Consider the following 16,120-nt stretch of genomic DNA (forward strand, 5'->3'; position numbering starts at 1 on the left):
CGGACAGGTTGTGACCCACGGTAGCGGTTCGGCTCGTTTGGTGACCGCTACCCTCCCATCTCGGCGCATGCTGGCGTCTTCGCGAGGGCGCCGATCGCAGGCTCGTGGGAGCGTCGCTCCCACGGCGTCTCAAGGAGTGAAACGAGTCGAGGCTCGTCAGCGCGTGCGCTGACGGCGCGGCCTCCGTGCCGCGCCATCATCCGTGCGAGGGACGAGGACCGCAGGAGGCTAGGGAGGACAAGGTACTGTCTCTCATAGGCATCGGAGGTAGATAGCTCAATGCAGCCCCAGCGGAAAGTTGATAGGAAACACACAAGTACAGGAATTCTAGAGGAGGAAATAATTCTTCTTCTCCGGAAGGTTCAATACAGTAGAATGTGCAGAAATTCCCAATTCAATGGCTGACTTTCGGGATCAGATCGGTAGACTGCATACAAACAACAGGAAAGACGAACTCATCGACATACTGTCAGATAAACTGGGTGAGAAGACAACCAGTGTGAATCCGTTGACCGAGGCCATGTTTGAAAGGATAGCTCCTAACTACTCTCCAAGAGACTACGCTCAAGAGAGCGAAAACTACGCTGAGGACTGGAAACCAGTGAAGAAGAACGCTACCGCTCTTAAATTCCTGCTTCACAAACAAGTCGGGCGTCCACTCTACGAACGGGTCCTAACGCTCAAGAAGCGGGATTTCGCGGAATGCATTACTGCTATAGATGCTTACGAAAGTGGACAGAAACGAGGTACCGGCGAACACATTCCAACATCACTTCCAGATGAGGCAGATGACTTTGTTAGTGACCCTCCAAGACGGAAGCGATCTACGAGCTCCTCCTTCGATACAATTGTAGAACTTACGGGGGACTACCAAAAGGAAGTCGCTCAATGGTTAGATCAAAACTCCAACGGTGGGAGTTCACCGTACTTTGTTTATGTCCTTGACTGTACGCCGGATACTGGTGAAAACGAAAGTGAGAAAGTACGAAATCTTCGGTGCGCTGTAGAAACGAAAATTACATCTGGAATATCACGTTTGGACGTGAAAGAACGGGCGGCTAAAGCACTCAATGATGACCAGCATATCTACTACGTTGGTTCTACGAACAACATTACGGACCGTCTTCGCCAACACGATATCGGAACGGCGGCAAGTGGAGTTGACTTCACTACGAATTTTAGCCCAAAACAGCTTGTAGAGATTCAGACGTGTAGTTCAAGGTCTACAGCCGAAAGTCTAGAGGGAGAACGAGCACGAGAGCTTGATGACCGCGAAGGACTGTTTGCATATTCGGACGAGATGTAGTCTGGTTAAAAATAGTAAAGTGGTTTAGAAGGAGATTACTCCACCAGTGTTTCCTGTAACTCCCCGGGCGACTCGACCACCGCATCCGCCGCCGACAACTCCAGTTCCGCATCCGACTGATTACGGTATCCGACCATCCGCATCCCGGCGGCTTTCGCCGACTCGACCCCGTTCTCCGAATCCTCGACGGCGATGCACTCGTCGGGGTTCACGCCCAACTGCTCGGCGGCGTACTCGTACACGCCGGGGTCGGGCTTGCTCGCGCCGTCGATCTCCTCGGCGCTGACGACTGCGTCGAAGTCGTCGCGGAGGTCGAACCGGTCGAGCATCCGGTCGATCCAGTCGTGGGGCGACGAGGAGACCAGCGCGACCGCTCGGCCGTCCTCGCGGAGGTCGGCCGCGAGTTCGCGGAAGCCGTCCATGAGCACGACGCGCTCGCCGTAGATGTCGCGGGCCGCTTCCTCGTAGCGCGCGACGAATTCGTCCTTGCTCGCGGTCGTCTCGTACTCGTCGTCGAGGTAGTCGTAGATCTCCCGGAAGTTCATCCCGGTCGTCTCCTCGGTCGAGACCGACTCCGCGACGACTTCGGGGTAGAGTTCCGCCTCCAGTTCGACCCAGTAGCGCTCGGAGTCCACCACGACGCCGTCCATGTCGAACAGCACGGCCTTCGATTGCACGGCTGGACGCACGGCGCGGGAGGGGAAAGGCGTTGTCTCCGAAGCGCGACCGACTTCGGAGCTTCGATTCACCCATTCGTGCTAGAGTTTAAATCCGAGGGCGGGACCAAACCGGCCCGTGACCGAATCCATCCACGTCTACGCCGGGGAGTGTACCACCACGTTTCGAGCCGACGACGAACCACAGCGCCAGCGCGGCCGCGTCGTAGTCGTCCACAAGCCCGACGGCACCGTTCTCGTCCACGACGCTCGGGGCTACCAGCCGGTCGCGTGGCTCACCCGCGCGAACGCGGTCCATCGCGAGCGTGGCCCCGACGGCGGATTCGCACTCGTCGCGGTGAAAGACGGCGAGCGCCTCCGGGTCGAGAGCCACGGCGAGGGCGACCACGCGCGCCACGAAGGAACTTCGGCGGGCGTCCACGTCGGCTTCTGTCCGGACTGCACGGGCTGTCTGGTCCGCGCTCGTGGGGCGATAACCTGCCTCGACTGCCCGGCCGAGTACGGCCTGCCACGGGACGCCGCGATGCTGGAGACGACCTGTGACTGCGGCCTGCCTCGGATGGCAGTCGAGCGCGGCGCGCGATTCGAGCTTTGCGTCGACCGCAACTGCGAGGAGCTCGACGCCGCGGTGCGCGAGCGGTTCGACCGCGAGTGGTCGTGCCCGGACTGCGGTAGCGACCTCCGGGTGCTCCGCGAGCGCACCCTGTTCCTCGGCTGCGACGACTACCCCGACTGCGAGGCCAGCTTCGCGCTCCCCGACCGGGCGGTGGTCGGGACCTGCGATTGTGGCCTCCCGCTGGTCGCACCGGACGCCGAAGCCTCGGCGTCCGGTGCGACCAGCTCGGGGTCCGAGATGGAACCTCCCGAGCACAGCGACGGCTGCTGTCTCGACGCCGACTGCGCGAGGACACCGGAAACCGTTTGACTCGCGGCCCCGGAAACGCGACCATGGACGGACGGCTGCGGGACGGTGAGGTAGTCATCGGCGGCGACGCCCGCCAGCGCTACTACGACTCCAGCGGCTACGGCCGCCCGCTCGGAGGCCAGGAAATAGCGCTGTCGCGCGTCGAGGCCGCCTACCTGCTGTTCAAGGGCGACCTCGACCGCGTCGTGGGAACCACGACGGAGAGCCGGACGCAGTCCGGCGACGCGGGCATGGACTTCCGGGAATTCCTCGCCGCGGAGGGCGACGAGATTGCGACTCGCTTCCTCGTCTACGCCGACCTGCGCGACCGAGGGTTCTATCTCTCGCCCGCCCGCGAAGACTGGGTCGAGGCCCCGCGGTCGAACACCGACTTCGTGGTGTACCCCCGCGGCAAGGGGCCGTGGGACGACGCGGTGCTGTACCGAATTCGGGTCGCGGACGAGCGCGCGGACGTCCCTGCGAGCGAGTTGGGCGACGCGGTGCTGGCCGTCGTCGACGAAGAGAGCGAGATCACCTACCTCGAAACCGACCGCGCAGATCTCCGGGGCTCGTCGGGGATCGACCTCCCCCGGAACGTTCCGGCCGACCTGCTCGACGACCGCGTGCTGGTGTGGGACCCGCCCGAACGGCTCCACCAGCGCGGGTTCTACGGCCAGCCGCTCTGGGACCGCGAGCCGAATCGGAACCTCCCAAACGCGCTCCAGCTCTCGCTGGTCGAGGCCGCGTACCTCGCCGGCGAGGGTGCGCTCGCGGTCGACGGGGGCGACCGCGACGCACGAACGAGCGACCGCGCGGCGACCGAGGGCGGCGCGGCCGCGCTCGCGGAGCGCGGCCGCGCGGTCGAGGGCGAGCGGTTCGACCGCCGACTCCGGGTGTACCGAGCGCTCCGCGATCGCGGCGTCGTCCCCAAGACGGGGTTCAAGTTCGGCGCGGACTTCCGGACCTACGCCGACGTGGCGTCGGTCGAGGACCTCGGCCACTCGGAGTGTCTGGTGCGGGTGCTCCCGGCCGACCACGTCTTCTCGCCGCGGGACCTCGCGCTCGACGTGCGACTGGCCCACGGCGTGCGCAAGCGGATGGTGTTCGCGCTGGTCGACGGCGACAGCCTGTCGTGGCTGTCGGTCGCGCGGTTGACGCCCTGACGTGGCCGGGGACTCCGAAGCGACCCCTTTTTGTGCAGACGAACACCTACGGTGAAGTAGATTGGCTCGCCGCCAGTCGACACGCTATGACCGGTGACGAACTCCCGCACGAGATCGAGGTATCGTCCGACGACCACAGCCACGCGTCGGGCGAGCAGTGGCGGGGGTCCGGCGAATCGGCGAGTCGTAGGGCACTCCCAGACGGCGGCACCGACGCAGCCGAACCCGAGGAAGGCGCGACGCTCGACCCGTGGGGGTCGGACACCATCGCGGACTACCGGAAGCTGTTCGAGGAGTTCGGCATCGAGGAGTTCGACGAACTGCTCGGCGAGGTCCCCAACCCTCACTACCTGATGCGCCGCGGGGTCATCTTCGGCCATCGGGACTACCGGCGGGTGGCCGACGCGATGCAAAACGACGAGCCGTTCGCGGCCCTTTCGGGATTCATGCCGACCGGCGACCCCCACATCGGCCACAAGCTGGTGTTCGACGAGATCATCTGGCACCAGCAGCAGGGCGGCGACGCCTACGCGCTCATCGCGGACCTCGAAGCCAACAGCGCCCGCGGGATGTCGTGGGACGAGATCGACGAGCACGCACGCGATTACCTCCTCTCCCTGCTCGCGCTCGGGTTCGACCCCGAGGAGGGCACCATCTACCGCCAGTCGGGCGACCGCGAGGTGCAGGACTTGGCGTTCGAGCTGGGCGCGCACGCCAACTTCTCGGAGCTGGAGAACATCTACGGCTTCTCCGGGGAGACAAACGTCTCGCACATGCAGAGCGTGGTGACCCAGATGGCCGACATCCTCTACCCGCAACTGGACGAACCCAAGCCCACGGTCATCCCGGTCGGTCCCGACCAGGACCCCCACGTCAGGCTGGCTCGGGACCTCGCGGCTCGGACCCAGTTCTTCGGCGTGACGAAGGCGTACGCGAGCTTCGAGGCCGACGCCGAGGAGCGCGAACTCCTCGCGGCCGCCCACGCTGCGCTCTCGGACGAACTCGAGGAGAGTGGAGACGAGACGGACGAGACAGTTCGGTGCGAGGACGCCGCGGAGTGGTTGATCGAGGAGATAGCCCCTGACGACGTTCGCGAGCGTATCGTCGGCAAGCTCCGCGAGGCCGGCAAGGAACCGCTGCGGCCCCGCGTGCGATTCCTCGACCGGAACGCGACCGACGAGGCGTTCGAGGCGCTGATCGACGCAGTCGAGGGCGACAAGCGCGTCTTCGACGAACACGTCGACTCGTTCGACCTCTCGCGAGAAGCGGCCGAAGACCTCGCCCGCGAGGTCGAACTCGACCACGGCGGCTACGGCTTCGTCGCGCCCTCGTCGATCTACCACCGGTTCATGACCGGGCTCACCGGCGGGAAGATGTCCTCGTCGGTGCCGGCCAGCCACATCAGCCTGCTCGACGACCCCGAGGACGGCTACGACAAGGTGAAGGCCGCAACTACGGGCGGACGCGAGACCGCCGAGAAGCAGCGCGAACTCGGCGGGAGGGCGGACGAGTGCCCCGTCTACGAGCTGTACGCCTACCTGCTCGCGGGCGACGACGACGAGTTCGCCAAGCAGGTGTACGACGAGTGCGTCGGCGGCGAACGCCTCTGTGGCGACTGCAAGGAGCAGGCCGCCCAGCTGATGGAGGAGTTCCTCGCCGAGCATCAGGAGAAGCGCGAGGAGGTCGAAGACCTGCTGGAGGAAGCCGACATCGAGTTGGACAGCGACCGCAAGCGGAACTGATTGCGACTTCTCGGCTCTTACCACCACCGCTCCGCTCTTTGTTCCGTTCGATTTAACAGTTCGCGCCCGGAGGCTCTACCCATGGCTACAGCGACTGCGGACAGACTCGAACCGCTCGGCGTCGGCATCGGCGCGCTGCTCGGCCTCGTCGGTCTCGCGACCATCGTCGGAACGCCGGGAGCGCTCAAGTCCGGCGGCGTCCTGCTCGCGCTCGGAAAGGGGCTCGGCGCGGTGGCCGCCATCGCCGTCGGCGCGGGGCTGGCGTGGCTCACGCGACAGTAGATCGGCGAACGGCGCCGACGCTACGAGAGAATCGAATCGTAACGGAACGGCAGAAACGAGCGGCGGAAAATCGTGCGGGGTTCCGCGACGATTACTTGTTCGGTAGGAACGCCATCCCGAACAGCAGCGCGAGCGTGATGGCGCTCAGGATGACGATGCCCCACAGCCCGGCGATGCGCTCGTTGAAGTGGTCGATCTCCTCGGCCTGATTGTCGTAGGCGTCGACGTCCGTCGTGAGCTGAAGCGTGCTGTCGTCGGGGAAGTGTGCGACGTACGTCTGGTTGTTCCCGTCCGGCCCGAGGTCGACGTCGTTGCCCTCCACGAGCGGTGTTTCGAGGGCTCGCGGTGCGGTGTACTGGAGCTGGGCCGCGTCGACCGTGACGTTGGTGACCGTGGTCTCGTTGCCGCGATAGTCGAAGGTGTCGCTCTCCGCGAACTCCCGCGTCTCGGGCTCGCCGAACTGCTGGCGCTCGTACTGATCGCGGGGGACCAGCGTCCGGTTGCCGTCAGTGCCGTTCTGGACGACGTACTGAACACCGTCCTGGGTCGTCGTCGTGACGTTCTCGCTCAGGTTGAACTCCTCGCGGAGCGTGAACGTGTTCGGGTCGGACGTGTTCGGGATGAGCACCCGATAGGTAGTGTTGGCTAGCTGCGTCGTAGAGTTGTTCTCCAGCGACTGGGTGTACACCGACGACTCGTTGACCCGGGCTAGCGTCCCTTCGCCGTCACCGATCGACGAGACGTTGTACTCGTAGCCGTTGACGGTCACGTTCTGCCCCTCGGTGTACGTCTCCCCCTCCAGGTCGATCCCGGGTTGCTCCGCCACGCCGATGAGCGAGTAGGCTCCTGCGGCGATGACGAGGAAGAGGACGGCGTACACCGTCGCGGCTCGTCCTTGCATATCCGAAGCGTCGGACGCGCGCCGTTTAACGATTACTTTTCGACTGCGAAGAGGAAGTCGTTGGTTTCTGGTAGGTTCGATGCGAGGCAGTGCGTTATCGGGCCAGCGAGGTGTGATTTTTGAGGCGGGACCGCGTTGGCCAGCACGTGAACTTCGGCATCCTGAGTACGGCGAACATCGGACGCGCGGCGGTCGTCCCGGCCATCGAAGCGACCGAACACGAGGTCAGCGCGGTCGCCTCGCGCGAGCGCGGCCGCGCCGAGCAGTTCGCCGAGGAGTTCGAGATCCCTCGCGCCTACGGCTCCTACGAGGAACTGCTCGCGGACGACGCTCTCGACGCGGTGTACAACCCGCTGCCGAACGCGCTCCACGCCGAGTGGACGAAGCGGGCCGCAGACGCTGGCCTCCACGTCCTCTGCGAGAAGCCGCTCGCGGTCGACGCCCAGCAGGCCCGCGCGGTCGGCGACTACTGCGCGGAGCGAGACGTAACTCTGATGGAGGCGTTCATGTACCGCTACCATCCGAGAACCGAGCGCGCAGCCACCATCGCCCGCGAAGAGTTAGGGGGAATCCGGTCGGTGAAGGCGTCGTTCCAGTTCCCGATGGCCGACCCGGAGAACGTCCGCCTCGACCCCGACCTCGCCGGCGGGAGCCTGATGGACGTCGGCTGCTACGCGGTCAGCGCGGCTCGGCTGTTCCTCGGCGAGCCCGACCGCGCGTACGCGACGAGCCACGACGCGGGCGACTACGGCGTGGACACGACGCTCGCAGGCGTGCTGGAGTACGAGGGGAGCGGACGCGCCCCCGCGGGGGCGACCGCGGAGATCTCCTGCGGGTTCGAGACCGCGGACGCGCAGTACTACCGCGTGGAGGCCGAGGACGGCTGGCTCGAAGCTCGCGAGGCGTTCGTTCCGCGTGGCGACGACGGTGCCGAACTGGAGTACGAGGTAGACGGTCGCCGCGCCGTCGAGGAGTTCGAGCCGACCGACCAGTACCGGCTGGAGGTCGACCACTTCGCGGAATGCGTCGCGTCGGAAGCGGCGGACGGTCCCGACCGCCCACGAACCAGCGCGGACGAGGCCGTCAGGAACATGGCCGTCGTCGACGCGCTATCCGAGAGCGCACGGCGAGGCGAACCCGTTGCAGTGGAGGAGAGAGAGGAGGAGTGATCGATGGACGAAGCGTCGATGAACAAGGAAGCGTTGCGCGAGCGCGTCTGGGACGAACTGGACGAAAGCGGTGAGGCCCGGTTCCCCTTCCCGCCCCACGGCCGCATTCCGAACTTCGCGGGAGCCGACGCGGCCGCAGAGCGCCTCGCCGAGACCCAGGCGTGGACGAGCGCCGACACGGTCAAGGCCAATCCCGACGCACCCCAACTGCCAGTTCGACGGCGCGCGCTCCGCGAGGGCAAGACCGTCTACATGGCGGTGCCGCGGCTGCGGGACGAGAAACCGTTCTACGAACTCGACCCGGTCGAGATTCCGCCCGACGAGTACGACAGCGCGCCGACCGTCTCCCACGTCGAAGAGTACGCCCGGCAGGTCGGTCCGGACGAGATGGACCCGGTCGATCTGATCGTGTCAGGAAGCGTCGCGGTGACCGCCGCAGGAGCACGGATTGGGAAAGGCGAAGGGTACAGCGACCTCGAATTCACAGTCCTGCGAGAGTTCGGATTGGTCGATGACGGGACGGTCACCGCCACCACAGTCCACGAGCGACAGGTCGTCGAGGAGTCCGTCCCGGTCGTAGCTCACGACGTGCCCATGGATCTGGTCGTCACGCCCGACCGGATCGTTGAGACGAATGCCCCGGAACCTCGGGACAGCTCGGGTGCTGAGAGAGATGAGCAGTCGAAACCGGTGCGGATTGCGTGGGACGAGCTCGACGCTGAGCAGTTCGCGGAGATCCCGATCCTACGACAACTCGACGGCGAGGACTAATCGGCAACCCGGCGAACAGAACGATTCAATTTTCGAGAAGCGGTGGCCGAGTGTCCGAACGACGTGAGGACACGAGGCCAGCCGACGAAAACGTGGTACGGAAACCGATGGAAGCCAAGGGCCGGATTTGAACCGGCGGTAGGCGGCTCTGCAGGCCGCTGCGTTCGGCCGGACTCTGCCACCTTGGCGCACATAGTCCTAATCGCTCGCCGAGGTTAAATATAGCGGTCCTCGGCGACAACCGCCGGAAAGAGTCGCCGTAAATGCAAACAACCCCCGAACAGCGCAACGGCTGTTCGAGGGTTGAATGAAGTATGAATGGCAGGCGGCGAACCGGTTTTCCCAGAGGCTCGCGCACTCCAGTACTCGTCGGAACGCAGGCGGGCTTATCTTCCGTGTTCGGGATGGGTACGGGAGTGGCCCCGCCGCTATGGCCGCCTTAACGCCGACTCGCGGAATCGAACCGCGAACGCACACCAGTTGTCGGTGATTCGATGTAACGACCGTATGTAAGTGCAATCCAGATAGCGCCTGGATCCGAATTACCGGATTCAGCGCGGATCCCATGCGATATGAGTGTTGGCTCGACCAGTTAGTACTCGCGGGCTAAACGCCTCGTTGCCTCGGCGCGTACACCCCGAGCCTATCGACCTCGTCTTGTACGAGTGGTCTCGGTGGTATCTCTTTTCCAGGTGGGTTTCGAGCTTAGATGCGTTCAGCTCTTACCCCGTGTCACGTAGCTGCCCGGCACGTGCCCTCTCGGACAACCGGTAAACCAGTGGTGACCAGTCGTAGTTCCTCTCGTACTATACGACCGTTCCCGTCAGATACCGTAACACCCCCAATAGATAGCAGCCGACCTGTCTCACGACGGTCTAAACCCAGCTCACGACCTCCTTTAATAGGCGAACAACCTCACCCTTGCCCGCTTCTGCACGGGCAGGATGGAGGGAACCGACATCGAGGTAGCAAGCCACCCGGTCGATATGTGCTCTTGCGGGTGACGACTCTGTTATCCCTAAGGTAGCTTTTCTGTCATCTATCGCCCGCATCAAGCAGGCTGATAGGTTCGCTAGACCACGCTTTCGCGTCAGCGTCCCTTGTTGTGCAGGACACTGTCAGACTTCCTTTTGCTCTTGCGCTCTCTTCCGGGTTCCCGACCCGGATGAGGAAATCTTGGGGCACGCTCGATATCTTTTCGAGCGTGTACCGCCCCAGTCAAACTGCCCGGCTACCGGTGTCCTCCTCCCGGAGTGAGGGTCACAGTCACTGACGGGTAGTATTTCAATGATGTCTCGGTGGCCCGCTAGCGCGGGTACCTGTGTAACGACTCCTACCTATGCTGCACATCAGCGACCGTGTCCCAGCGACAGCCTGCAGTAAAGCTCTATAGGGTCTTCGCTTCCCCTTGGGGGTCTCCAGACTCCGCACTGGAACGTACAGTTCACCGGGCCCAACGTTGGGACAGTGACGCTCTCGTTGATCCATTCATGCAAGCCGCTACTGAAGCGGCAAGGTACTACGCTACCTTAAGAGGGTCATAGTTACCCCCGCCGTTAACGGGTCCTTCGCCTCGTTGTACCGAGTGTTCAGATACCCGCACTGGGCAGGATTCAGTGACCGTACGAGTCCTTGCGGATTTGCGGTCACCTATGTTGTTACTAGACAGTCGGAGCGTCCGAGTCACTGCGACCTGCCCCTATCCGGGGCAGGCATCCCTTATCGCGAACTTACGGGACTAACTTGCCGAATTCCCTAACGTCGGTTGCTCCCGACAGGCCTTGGCTTTCTCCGCCTGAGCACCTGTGTCGGATCTCGGTACGGACACCGTACTCGTCTTTTCACGGGCCCCAGGTTGGGTCAACTTGCGCTGTTCCGCCGTTCGTCCGCTTCGTGCCATTACGGCTTCCACGGAATTGGACGGTTCGACCGGGCGATAGCCCGGCTTGACTTACCCCGAGGCGTCGACTTTTATTGTACGGTGGCACGGGAATATTAACCCGTTTCCCTTTTGTCTCGCTCGAACTGCGACGAGACTTAGGACCGGCTAACCCTCGGCTGATCAGCATTGCCGAGGAACCCTTGCTCATTAGGCCGTCGGGGTTCTAACCCGACTAACGCTGCTACTATGGCCAGGATTTTCGTCACCATTCGGTCCACTCGAGTTCTCACCCGAGCTTCCACCCGAACGGAGTGCCAACCTACTCGATCACCCTGTCACGGGTGCGGCCAGGTCTCGGTGGCGGACTTGAGCCCCGATCATTTTGGGCGCCCCGAACCTCGGCCGGTAAGCTGTTACGCTTTTCTTAGAGGGTAGCTGCTTCTAAGCTCACCTCCCGGCTGTCTAGGGCTCGGGACCACCTTCAATCGCACTTAGTCCGCACTTTGGGACCTTAACCCAGCTCTGGGTTGTCTCCCTCACGGTGCACAGGCTTACCCCGCACACCGGATTCCCTGCGTCAACGGCGTCCGTAGGTTTGGAGTTCGACAGGGGGGCCGACTCCTCTCGGAGTCTGCACCCCCAATCGGTAGCTCTACCCCACGGACTACCTCAGCAGAGGTCATGCTTCGACATGTTTCGGTTGGAACCAGCTGTTGCCGGATTCGATGGGCCTTTCACCCCTACACGTAGGTCACGGGAGGGTATTGTAGGACACCATCCCTAACAGGCTTCCACGTGCCTTTCGGTACGCTTCACCTTGCCCACGCGTAGATCATCCGGTTTCGGGTCGTGTCGGTTTGACTCCCCGCGCTTGAACACGGCGGCCCTCGTCGTAAGACTGCGGCCATGTCGGTTTCCCTATGCCTTCCCGGATACACCGGTTAGACTCGCCAAACCAACACACTCCCTGGCTCGTTTTTCAAAACGCACGACGGAACACCGGCTTCCTGTAGTTCCTACTGGAGGCTCGCGCCTCTGTCGTTTTCTACAGGACCTTTTGTGCCCCGTCGCTCCATCGCCAACTGATTTCAGGCCCTATTGCACCCCCCTTCTTGGGGTGCTTTTCAGCGTTCGCTCACGCTACTTTTTCGCTATCGGTCTCGAGACGTGTTTAGTCTTGGTCATCGATGCTGACCATATTCACGAGGAATTTCCAATCCCCGATACTCTGGAGCTGACGCACGCCTTACTTGCTTCCGTTACGGGGCTTTCACCCTGTATCGCGCTCTGTTCCAAGAGACTTCACGAAAACGTTCAGGCGATGAGAGTCAGTCCGAACACCACATTGCCCGTGAAGGCTTCGGTTTGGACTGGGTCGCTTTCACTCGCAGTTACTGACGACATCCCATTCGGTTTCTTTTCCTGTCGATACTAAGATGTTTCAATTCTCGACGTTCCCCATTGCGCAAGGCAATTGCGAGGGGATTCCCATTAGGAGATCCTGAGTTCTTCGCCTCCGTGCGGCTCCCTCAGGCTTATCGCAGCTTGGCACGTCCTTCTTCGGCGCTCGAGCCGAGCCATCCACCAGCTGGCACAGTAGCCACGCTGTTGGAATCGCACTGTGACCCGGTAAATCGGATCCAGTGGACGCCTGGATTGCACTTACATACGGTCGTCATCGCCACGTCCCGGTGGTCGTCGGGAGCGTGCATCGAACCCTTCCCACCCGCGCTTTCACGGAGTGGTGCATCGGTCTTCCGGACCAGAACGTTTCGTCGCGACCCACTTAAGGGGCGCGGTTTCGTTCCGATCCGGGATATGGACCCACTGGGATTTGAACCCAGGGCATCCTCCTTGCAAAGGAGGCACTCTACCACTGAGCTATGGGCCCCCTCCCCGGACGGGGAGGTGTGAATCGTTAGCCCTGGCAGTTCGAAGGTGCCCGACCACCGAAGTGGTCGAGGTCGTCGAGGAACCCTCGTCGTCCGCCGCGAAGCGACGGACAGGTGTGGGTCAGGCCGTCGGCCTGATCCCGTTCGTTAGGAGGTGATCCAGCCGCAGATTCCCCTACGGCTACCTTGTTACGACTTAAGCCCCCTTGCGAAGCCCAGATTCGACCACCGTGCGGTGGCCTCATCCGGACCTCACTCGGGTGCTTTGACGGGCGGTGTGTGCAAGGAGCAGGGACGTATTCACCGCGCTCTTCTGAAGCGCGATTACTACCGAATCCAGCTTCATGAGGGCGAATTTCAGCCCTCAATCCGAACTACGACCGAGTTTAGGAGATTAGCGCCTCCTCTCGGAGTGGCTTCCCACTGTCTCGGCCATTGTAGCCCGCGTGTAGCCCAGCTCATTCGGGGCATACTGACCTACCGTTGCCCGTTCCTTCCTCCGCTTTGGCAGCGGCAGTCTCCCTAATGTACCCAGCTACCACAAGGGTACTGCTGGCAATTAGGGATGCGGGTCTCGCTCGTTGCCTGACTTAACAGGACGCCTCACGGTACGAGCTGACGGCGGCCATGCACCTCCTCTCAGTAGCTCAGGTAAGATCATCAACCTGACCGTCACTGCTACTGTCGGAGCTGGTGAGATGTCCGGCGTTGAGTCCAATTAAACCGCAGGCTCCTCCGGTTGTAGTGCTCCCCCGCCAATTCCTTTAAGTTTCATCCTTGCGGACGTACTTCCCAGGCGGCTCGCTTCTCGGCTTCCCTACGGCACAGCGCTGGCTCGTAGCCAGCGCCACACCTAGCGAGCATCGTTTACAGCTAGGACTACCCGGGTATCTAATCCGGTTCGTGACCCTAGCTTTCGTCCCTCACCGTCGGGTCCGTCCTTCTGAGGCGCTTTCGCCACCGGCGGTCCGTCCAGGATTACAGGATTTCACTCCTACCCCGGACGTACCCCTCAGATCTTCCGGCCCCAAGCCAGCTGGTTTCCGCCGGACGCCCATCCGTTAAGCGGATGGATTTCCCGACGGACCTGTCTGGCCAGCTACGGACGCTTTAGGCCCAATAATAGCGGCCATCACTCGGGCTGCCGGTATTACCGCGGCGGCTGGCACCGGTCTTGCCCAGCCCTTATTCGTACACCACCTTACGGTGTACAAAAGCGAGGACTATATGCCCTCGCACTCGGAGTCCCCTTATCGCACTGTCGTGCAGTGTAAAGTTTTCGCGCCTGCTGCGCCCCGTAGGGCCCGGATTCTTGTCTCAGAATCCGTCTCCGGGCTCTTGCTCTCACAACCCGTACCGATTATCGGCACGGTGGGCCGTTACCCCACCGTCTACCTAATCGGCCGCAGCCACATCCTATGGCGCCGGAGCGTTTCCAGCTCCCTTCATTCAAGAGAGGGAGCCTTATTCGCGATTAGCCTCAGTTTCCCGAGGTTATCACGATCCATAGGGCAGTTTGGCCACGTGTTACTGAGCTATCTGCCACGGGTCTAAACCCGTGCGACTAGCATGGCTAAAGCGGACTCCGATAGCAATGGCCTCCGGCAGGATCAACCGGAATGGTTGCCGAGCACAAGGCTCGGTGGGTTTCTGGCGGAGACACATGTATCGTGTCTATCTTCTAGGTCCGTCAGTTCGACGACCCCGAACCGCGTCGTTGGTCGGGTGTCACCGAACTGCCAGGGCTAACATCAGATCCCATCGTTTACGGCGGACCGCAGGGGTGGAATCCTCATTTCCTTCGGACCTGAACGTAGTCTTCGATGGGACTTAAACCCATCGAAGCCAGTTCGTGGCCCGAGATCGCGGGACGAGTTGAACGTCCCGCGAATCGCGTCGTGTCTTTCTTCGCTTTTGGTTCAACGCACCCGTATTACTTAAGGGCGTCGAACCGCGCTCGTCCTTCGGTGGGAAGACCCCCGAAGGCTCGTCACATCCAATCCGAGTACCCTTGTACACTTAAGGGCGTCGGATTGGGCGTGTGGCGAACGTCCGAAATCGCAGGACGCCGCCGCCACCCAATCCGAACACCCCTACAGACTTAAGGGCATTGGATTGGTCGCGTCGTGAGCGCCCCACCGTTGGGGCGCCGTTCGCATTACCAACCGAATGCCCGTTCACACTTAAGGGCGTCGAATCGGAGGCGTGTTTGGCGTCCGAAACCGCAGGACGCCGTCGACATCCAATTCGAGTACCCCCATACGCTTAAGGGCGTCGGATCGATGCTCACTCGGGCGGTGGCAGAGACGTCCGAAGCGGACGCCGATTCTCGCCACCGCCAAGAGGCCCGAACCGCCGGACCTCCGTTGCACTCATTCGAAGTAGCGGGGTTATATTTAAACGCGTCGGACCGAACCGTCTTCGGGGTGCGATGACGTGCCATTCACGTCCGGCGATTCCAGCCCTACGAGTGGAAGCTTACGAACAGTGGATGTCGCTCGAAGTCTCGAATGTCGCACGGGAGGAGAACGAGCCGGTCATCCTGCGCGTCGTGCGCGTGGTCGCGGCGCGTGTTGCCCGCGCACGTAGTTCATCGCGACGCAACTCAATAATCGCTTCCGTTCGGAGTCACCGCGAGGACGACGAAAACGTGTGAGAGGTGGTCTCCGCCCGCCTACTCATCGAGGTGTTCGATGCCCTGCTTGGAGACGTTGGCCTCCGTTATCTCGTCGGGCATCCAGTCGGGCTTGTCGTCGGGCGCTTGCTCGTGCCACGCCCAGCCCTCGTAGATGTGGACCTTGTCGGTGCCTTTCTCGCGGAGCTTGATCTCCGTCGGATCGGCAGCGTCCTCGGACGACGCCGGATCGAGTCGTCGGGCCGCTTTGAGTGCAGCCTGTCGGGGAGTGTTGCCTGAGAAGACACTACTCTCGTCACCGCTCGATTCTCGAAGCGCGAAGTTCCGCTTACCGTCCTCACGTACCATGATTTTCTCCTCCATGCCAACCCAGCACAGGCCCCATTATAAATATATCGCCGAGATGAGCCGTTTTGGCCGGAAACCTTATGTATAGGACTCGTCGTCGGCCGGTTTTCTCGCCGAAACACGCAGTTTCTCGCCCGATTTCCCGGTGTTCGCGGATGGCGCGCGGATCGCGCCGACCGACCGGTAGAAAACACTTAAGTACAATCTGGGGCGAACGTACGCGCACGATACCGCGATGGTACGGAAAAAGAAGCTCAGCCCCAGTGGCGCGAAAGGCGAGGACGGTGAGTACCACAACGTCCACATCAACCTGCACGAAGACGAACTCGCCGTCGCTGGCATGGACATTGGCGACGAGGTGTTCGTGCGCGTCAGGGAGGACAAGATCATCATCCAGAAGGCCGACAAGGACGAGGTCGAACACGAGTTCTAGAGAGGAGCTTCCTAC

Annotated in this window: 11 protein-coding genes, 2 tRNA genes and 3 rRNA genes; 8 read left to right on the top strand and 8 right to left on the bottom strand. The window is 62.3% G+C overall.

What is annotated here, in order from left to right; all coding sequences use genetic code 11:
• The first annotated feature begins 397 nt into the window (after positions 1-397).
• Positions 398-1,306: a GIY-YIG nuclease family protein gene (locus DPQ64_RS13090; protein ID WP_115864773.1), complete on the top strand. Its 909-nt coding sequence runs from the start codon at positions 398-400 to the stop codon at positions 1,304-1,306.
• A gap of 35 nt (positions 1,307-1,341) precedes the next feature.
• Here the strand turns inward: DPQ64_RS13090 and DPQ64_RS13095 are convergent, their stop codons facing one another.
• On the bottom strand, positions 1,342-1,983 hold the full coding sequence (locus DPQ64_RS13095; protein ID WP_232820576.1) for an HAD family hydrolase: 642 nt from the start codon (positions 1,981-1,983) through the stop codon (positions 1,342-1,344).
• Between the two features lie 118 nt (positions 1,984-2,101).
• On the opposite strand from DPQ64_RS13095, the gene DPQ64_RS13100 reads away from it, so the two are divergent.
• The 4 genes from DPQ64_RS13100 to DPQ64_RS13115 all read left to right on the top strand — a co-directional run bounded on the left by DPQ64_RS13100 (position 2,102) and on the right by DPQ64_RS13115 (position 6,074).
• The gene (locus DPQ64_RS13100; RefSeq protein ID WP_115864774.1) at positions 2,102-2,908 is read left to right on the top strand and encodes a topoisomerase DNA-binding C4 zinc finger domain-containing protein; all 807 of its coding nucleotides are present in this window, start codon (positions 2,102-2,104) and stop codon (positions 2,906-2,908) included.
• A gap of 23 nt (positions 2,909-2,931) precedes the next feature.
• Positions 2,932-4,050: a tRNA-intron lyase gene (gene endA / locus DPQ64_RS13105; protein ID WP_115864775.1), complete on the top strand. Its 1,119-nt coding sequence runs from the start codon at positions 2,932-2,934 to the stop codon at positions 4,048-4,050.
• Between the two features lie 86 nt (positions 4,051-4,136).
• Positions 4,137-5,792, top strand: coding sequence for a tryptophan--tRNA ligase (locus tag DPQ64_RS13110; RefSeq protein ID WP_115864776.1), 1,656 nt, complete (start codon positions 4,137-4,139; stop codon positions 5,790-5,792).
• An 81-nt stretch (positions 5,793-5,873) separates the two neighbouring features.
• Positions 5,874-6,074 carry a hypothetical protein gene (locus DPQ64_RS13115; protein ID WP_115864777.1) on the top strand — a complete coding sequence of 67 codons (201 nt, stop codon included), beginning with the start codon at positions 5,874-5,876 and terminating at the stop codon, positions 6,072-6,074.
• Positions 6,075-6,165: 91 nt separating this feature from the next.
• Here DPQ64_RS13115 and DPQ64_RS13120 read toward each other — a convergent pair whose 3' ends face one another.
• Complete coding sequence (locus DPQ64_RS13120; RefSeq protein WP_115864778.1) at positions 6,166-6,975, bottom strand: hypothetical protein; 810 nt, start codon at positions 6,973-6,975, stop codon at positions 6,166-6,168.
• Positions 6,976-7,121: 146 nt separating this feature from the next.
• Between DPQ64_RS13120 and DPQ64_RS13125 the strand changes: the two genes are divergently transcribed.
• Positions 7,122-8,144: a Gfo/Idh/MocA family protein gene (locus DPQ64_RS13125; RefSeq protein WP_115864779.1), complete on the top strand. Its 1,023-nt coding sequence runs from the start codon at positions 7,122-7,124 to the stop codon at positions 8,142-8,144.
• 18 nt (positions 8,145-8,162) lie between these two features.
• The gene (locus DPQ64_RS13130; RefSeq protein ID WP_115864805.1) at positions 8,163-8,915 is read left to right on the top strand and encodes a 5-formyltetrahydrofolate cyclo-ligase; all 753 of its coding nucleotides are present in this window, start codon (positions 8,163-8,165) and stop codon (positions 8,913-8,915) included.
• A gap of 112 nt (positions 8,916-9,027) precedes the next feature.
• Here DPQ64_RS13130 and DPQ64_RS13135 read toward each other — a convergent pair.
• The 6 genes from DPQ64_RS13135 to DPQ64_RS13160 form a co-directional block, all read right to left on the bottom strand.
• Positions 9,028-9,103: transfer RNA gene (locus DPQ64_RS13135), tRNA-Cys, on the bottom strand.
• 132 nt (positions 9,104-9,235) lie between these two features.
• A 5S ribosomal RNA gene (rrf, locus tag DPQ64_RS13140) occupies positions 9,236-9,357 on the bottom strand.
• A 131-nt stretch (positions 9,358-9,488) separates the two neighbouring features.
• A 23S ribosomal RNA gene (locus DPQ64_RS13145) occupies positions 9,489-12,406 on the bottom strand.
• Between the two features lie 210 nt (positions 12,407-12,616).
• Positions 12,617-12,688 (bottom strand) — tRNA-Ala (locus tag DPQ64_RS13150).
• A 150-nt stretch (positions 12,689-12,838) separates the two neighbouring features.
• Positions 12,839-14,310, bottom strand: a 16S ribosomal RNA gene (locus DPQ64_RS13155).
• Together the 16S, 23S and 5S rRNA genes with 2 tRNA genes alongside form the textbook arrangement of a ribosomal RNA operon.
• A 1,053-nt stretch (positions 14,311-15,363) precedes the next feature.
• Positions 15,364-15,672, bottom strand: coding sequence for a non-histone chromosomal MC1 family protein (locus tag DPQ64_RS13160; protein ID WP_115864806.1), 309 nt, complete (start codon positions 15,670-15,672; stop codon positions 15,364-15,366).
• 235 nt (positions 15,673-15,907) lie between these two features.
• Here DPQ64_RS13160 and DPQ64_RS13165 point away from each other — a divergent pair, with 235 nt between their 5' ends.
• Positions 15,908-16,105 (top strand): hypothetical protein, encoded by a 198-nt coding sequence (locus DPQ64_RS13165; RefSeq protein WP_115798291.1) that lies wholly within the window; start codon positions 15,908-15,910, stop codon positions 16,103-16,105.
• The last annotated feature ends 15 nt before the right edge of the window (positions 16,106-16,120 follow it).

The organism is Halorussus litoreus, from assembly GCF_003382685.1.
Classification (GTDB): Archaea; Halobacteriota; Halobacteria; order Halobacteriales; family Haladaptataceae; genus Halorussus; species Halorussus litoreus.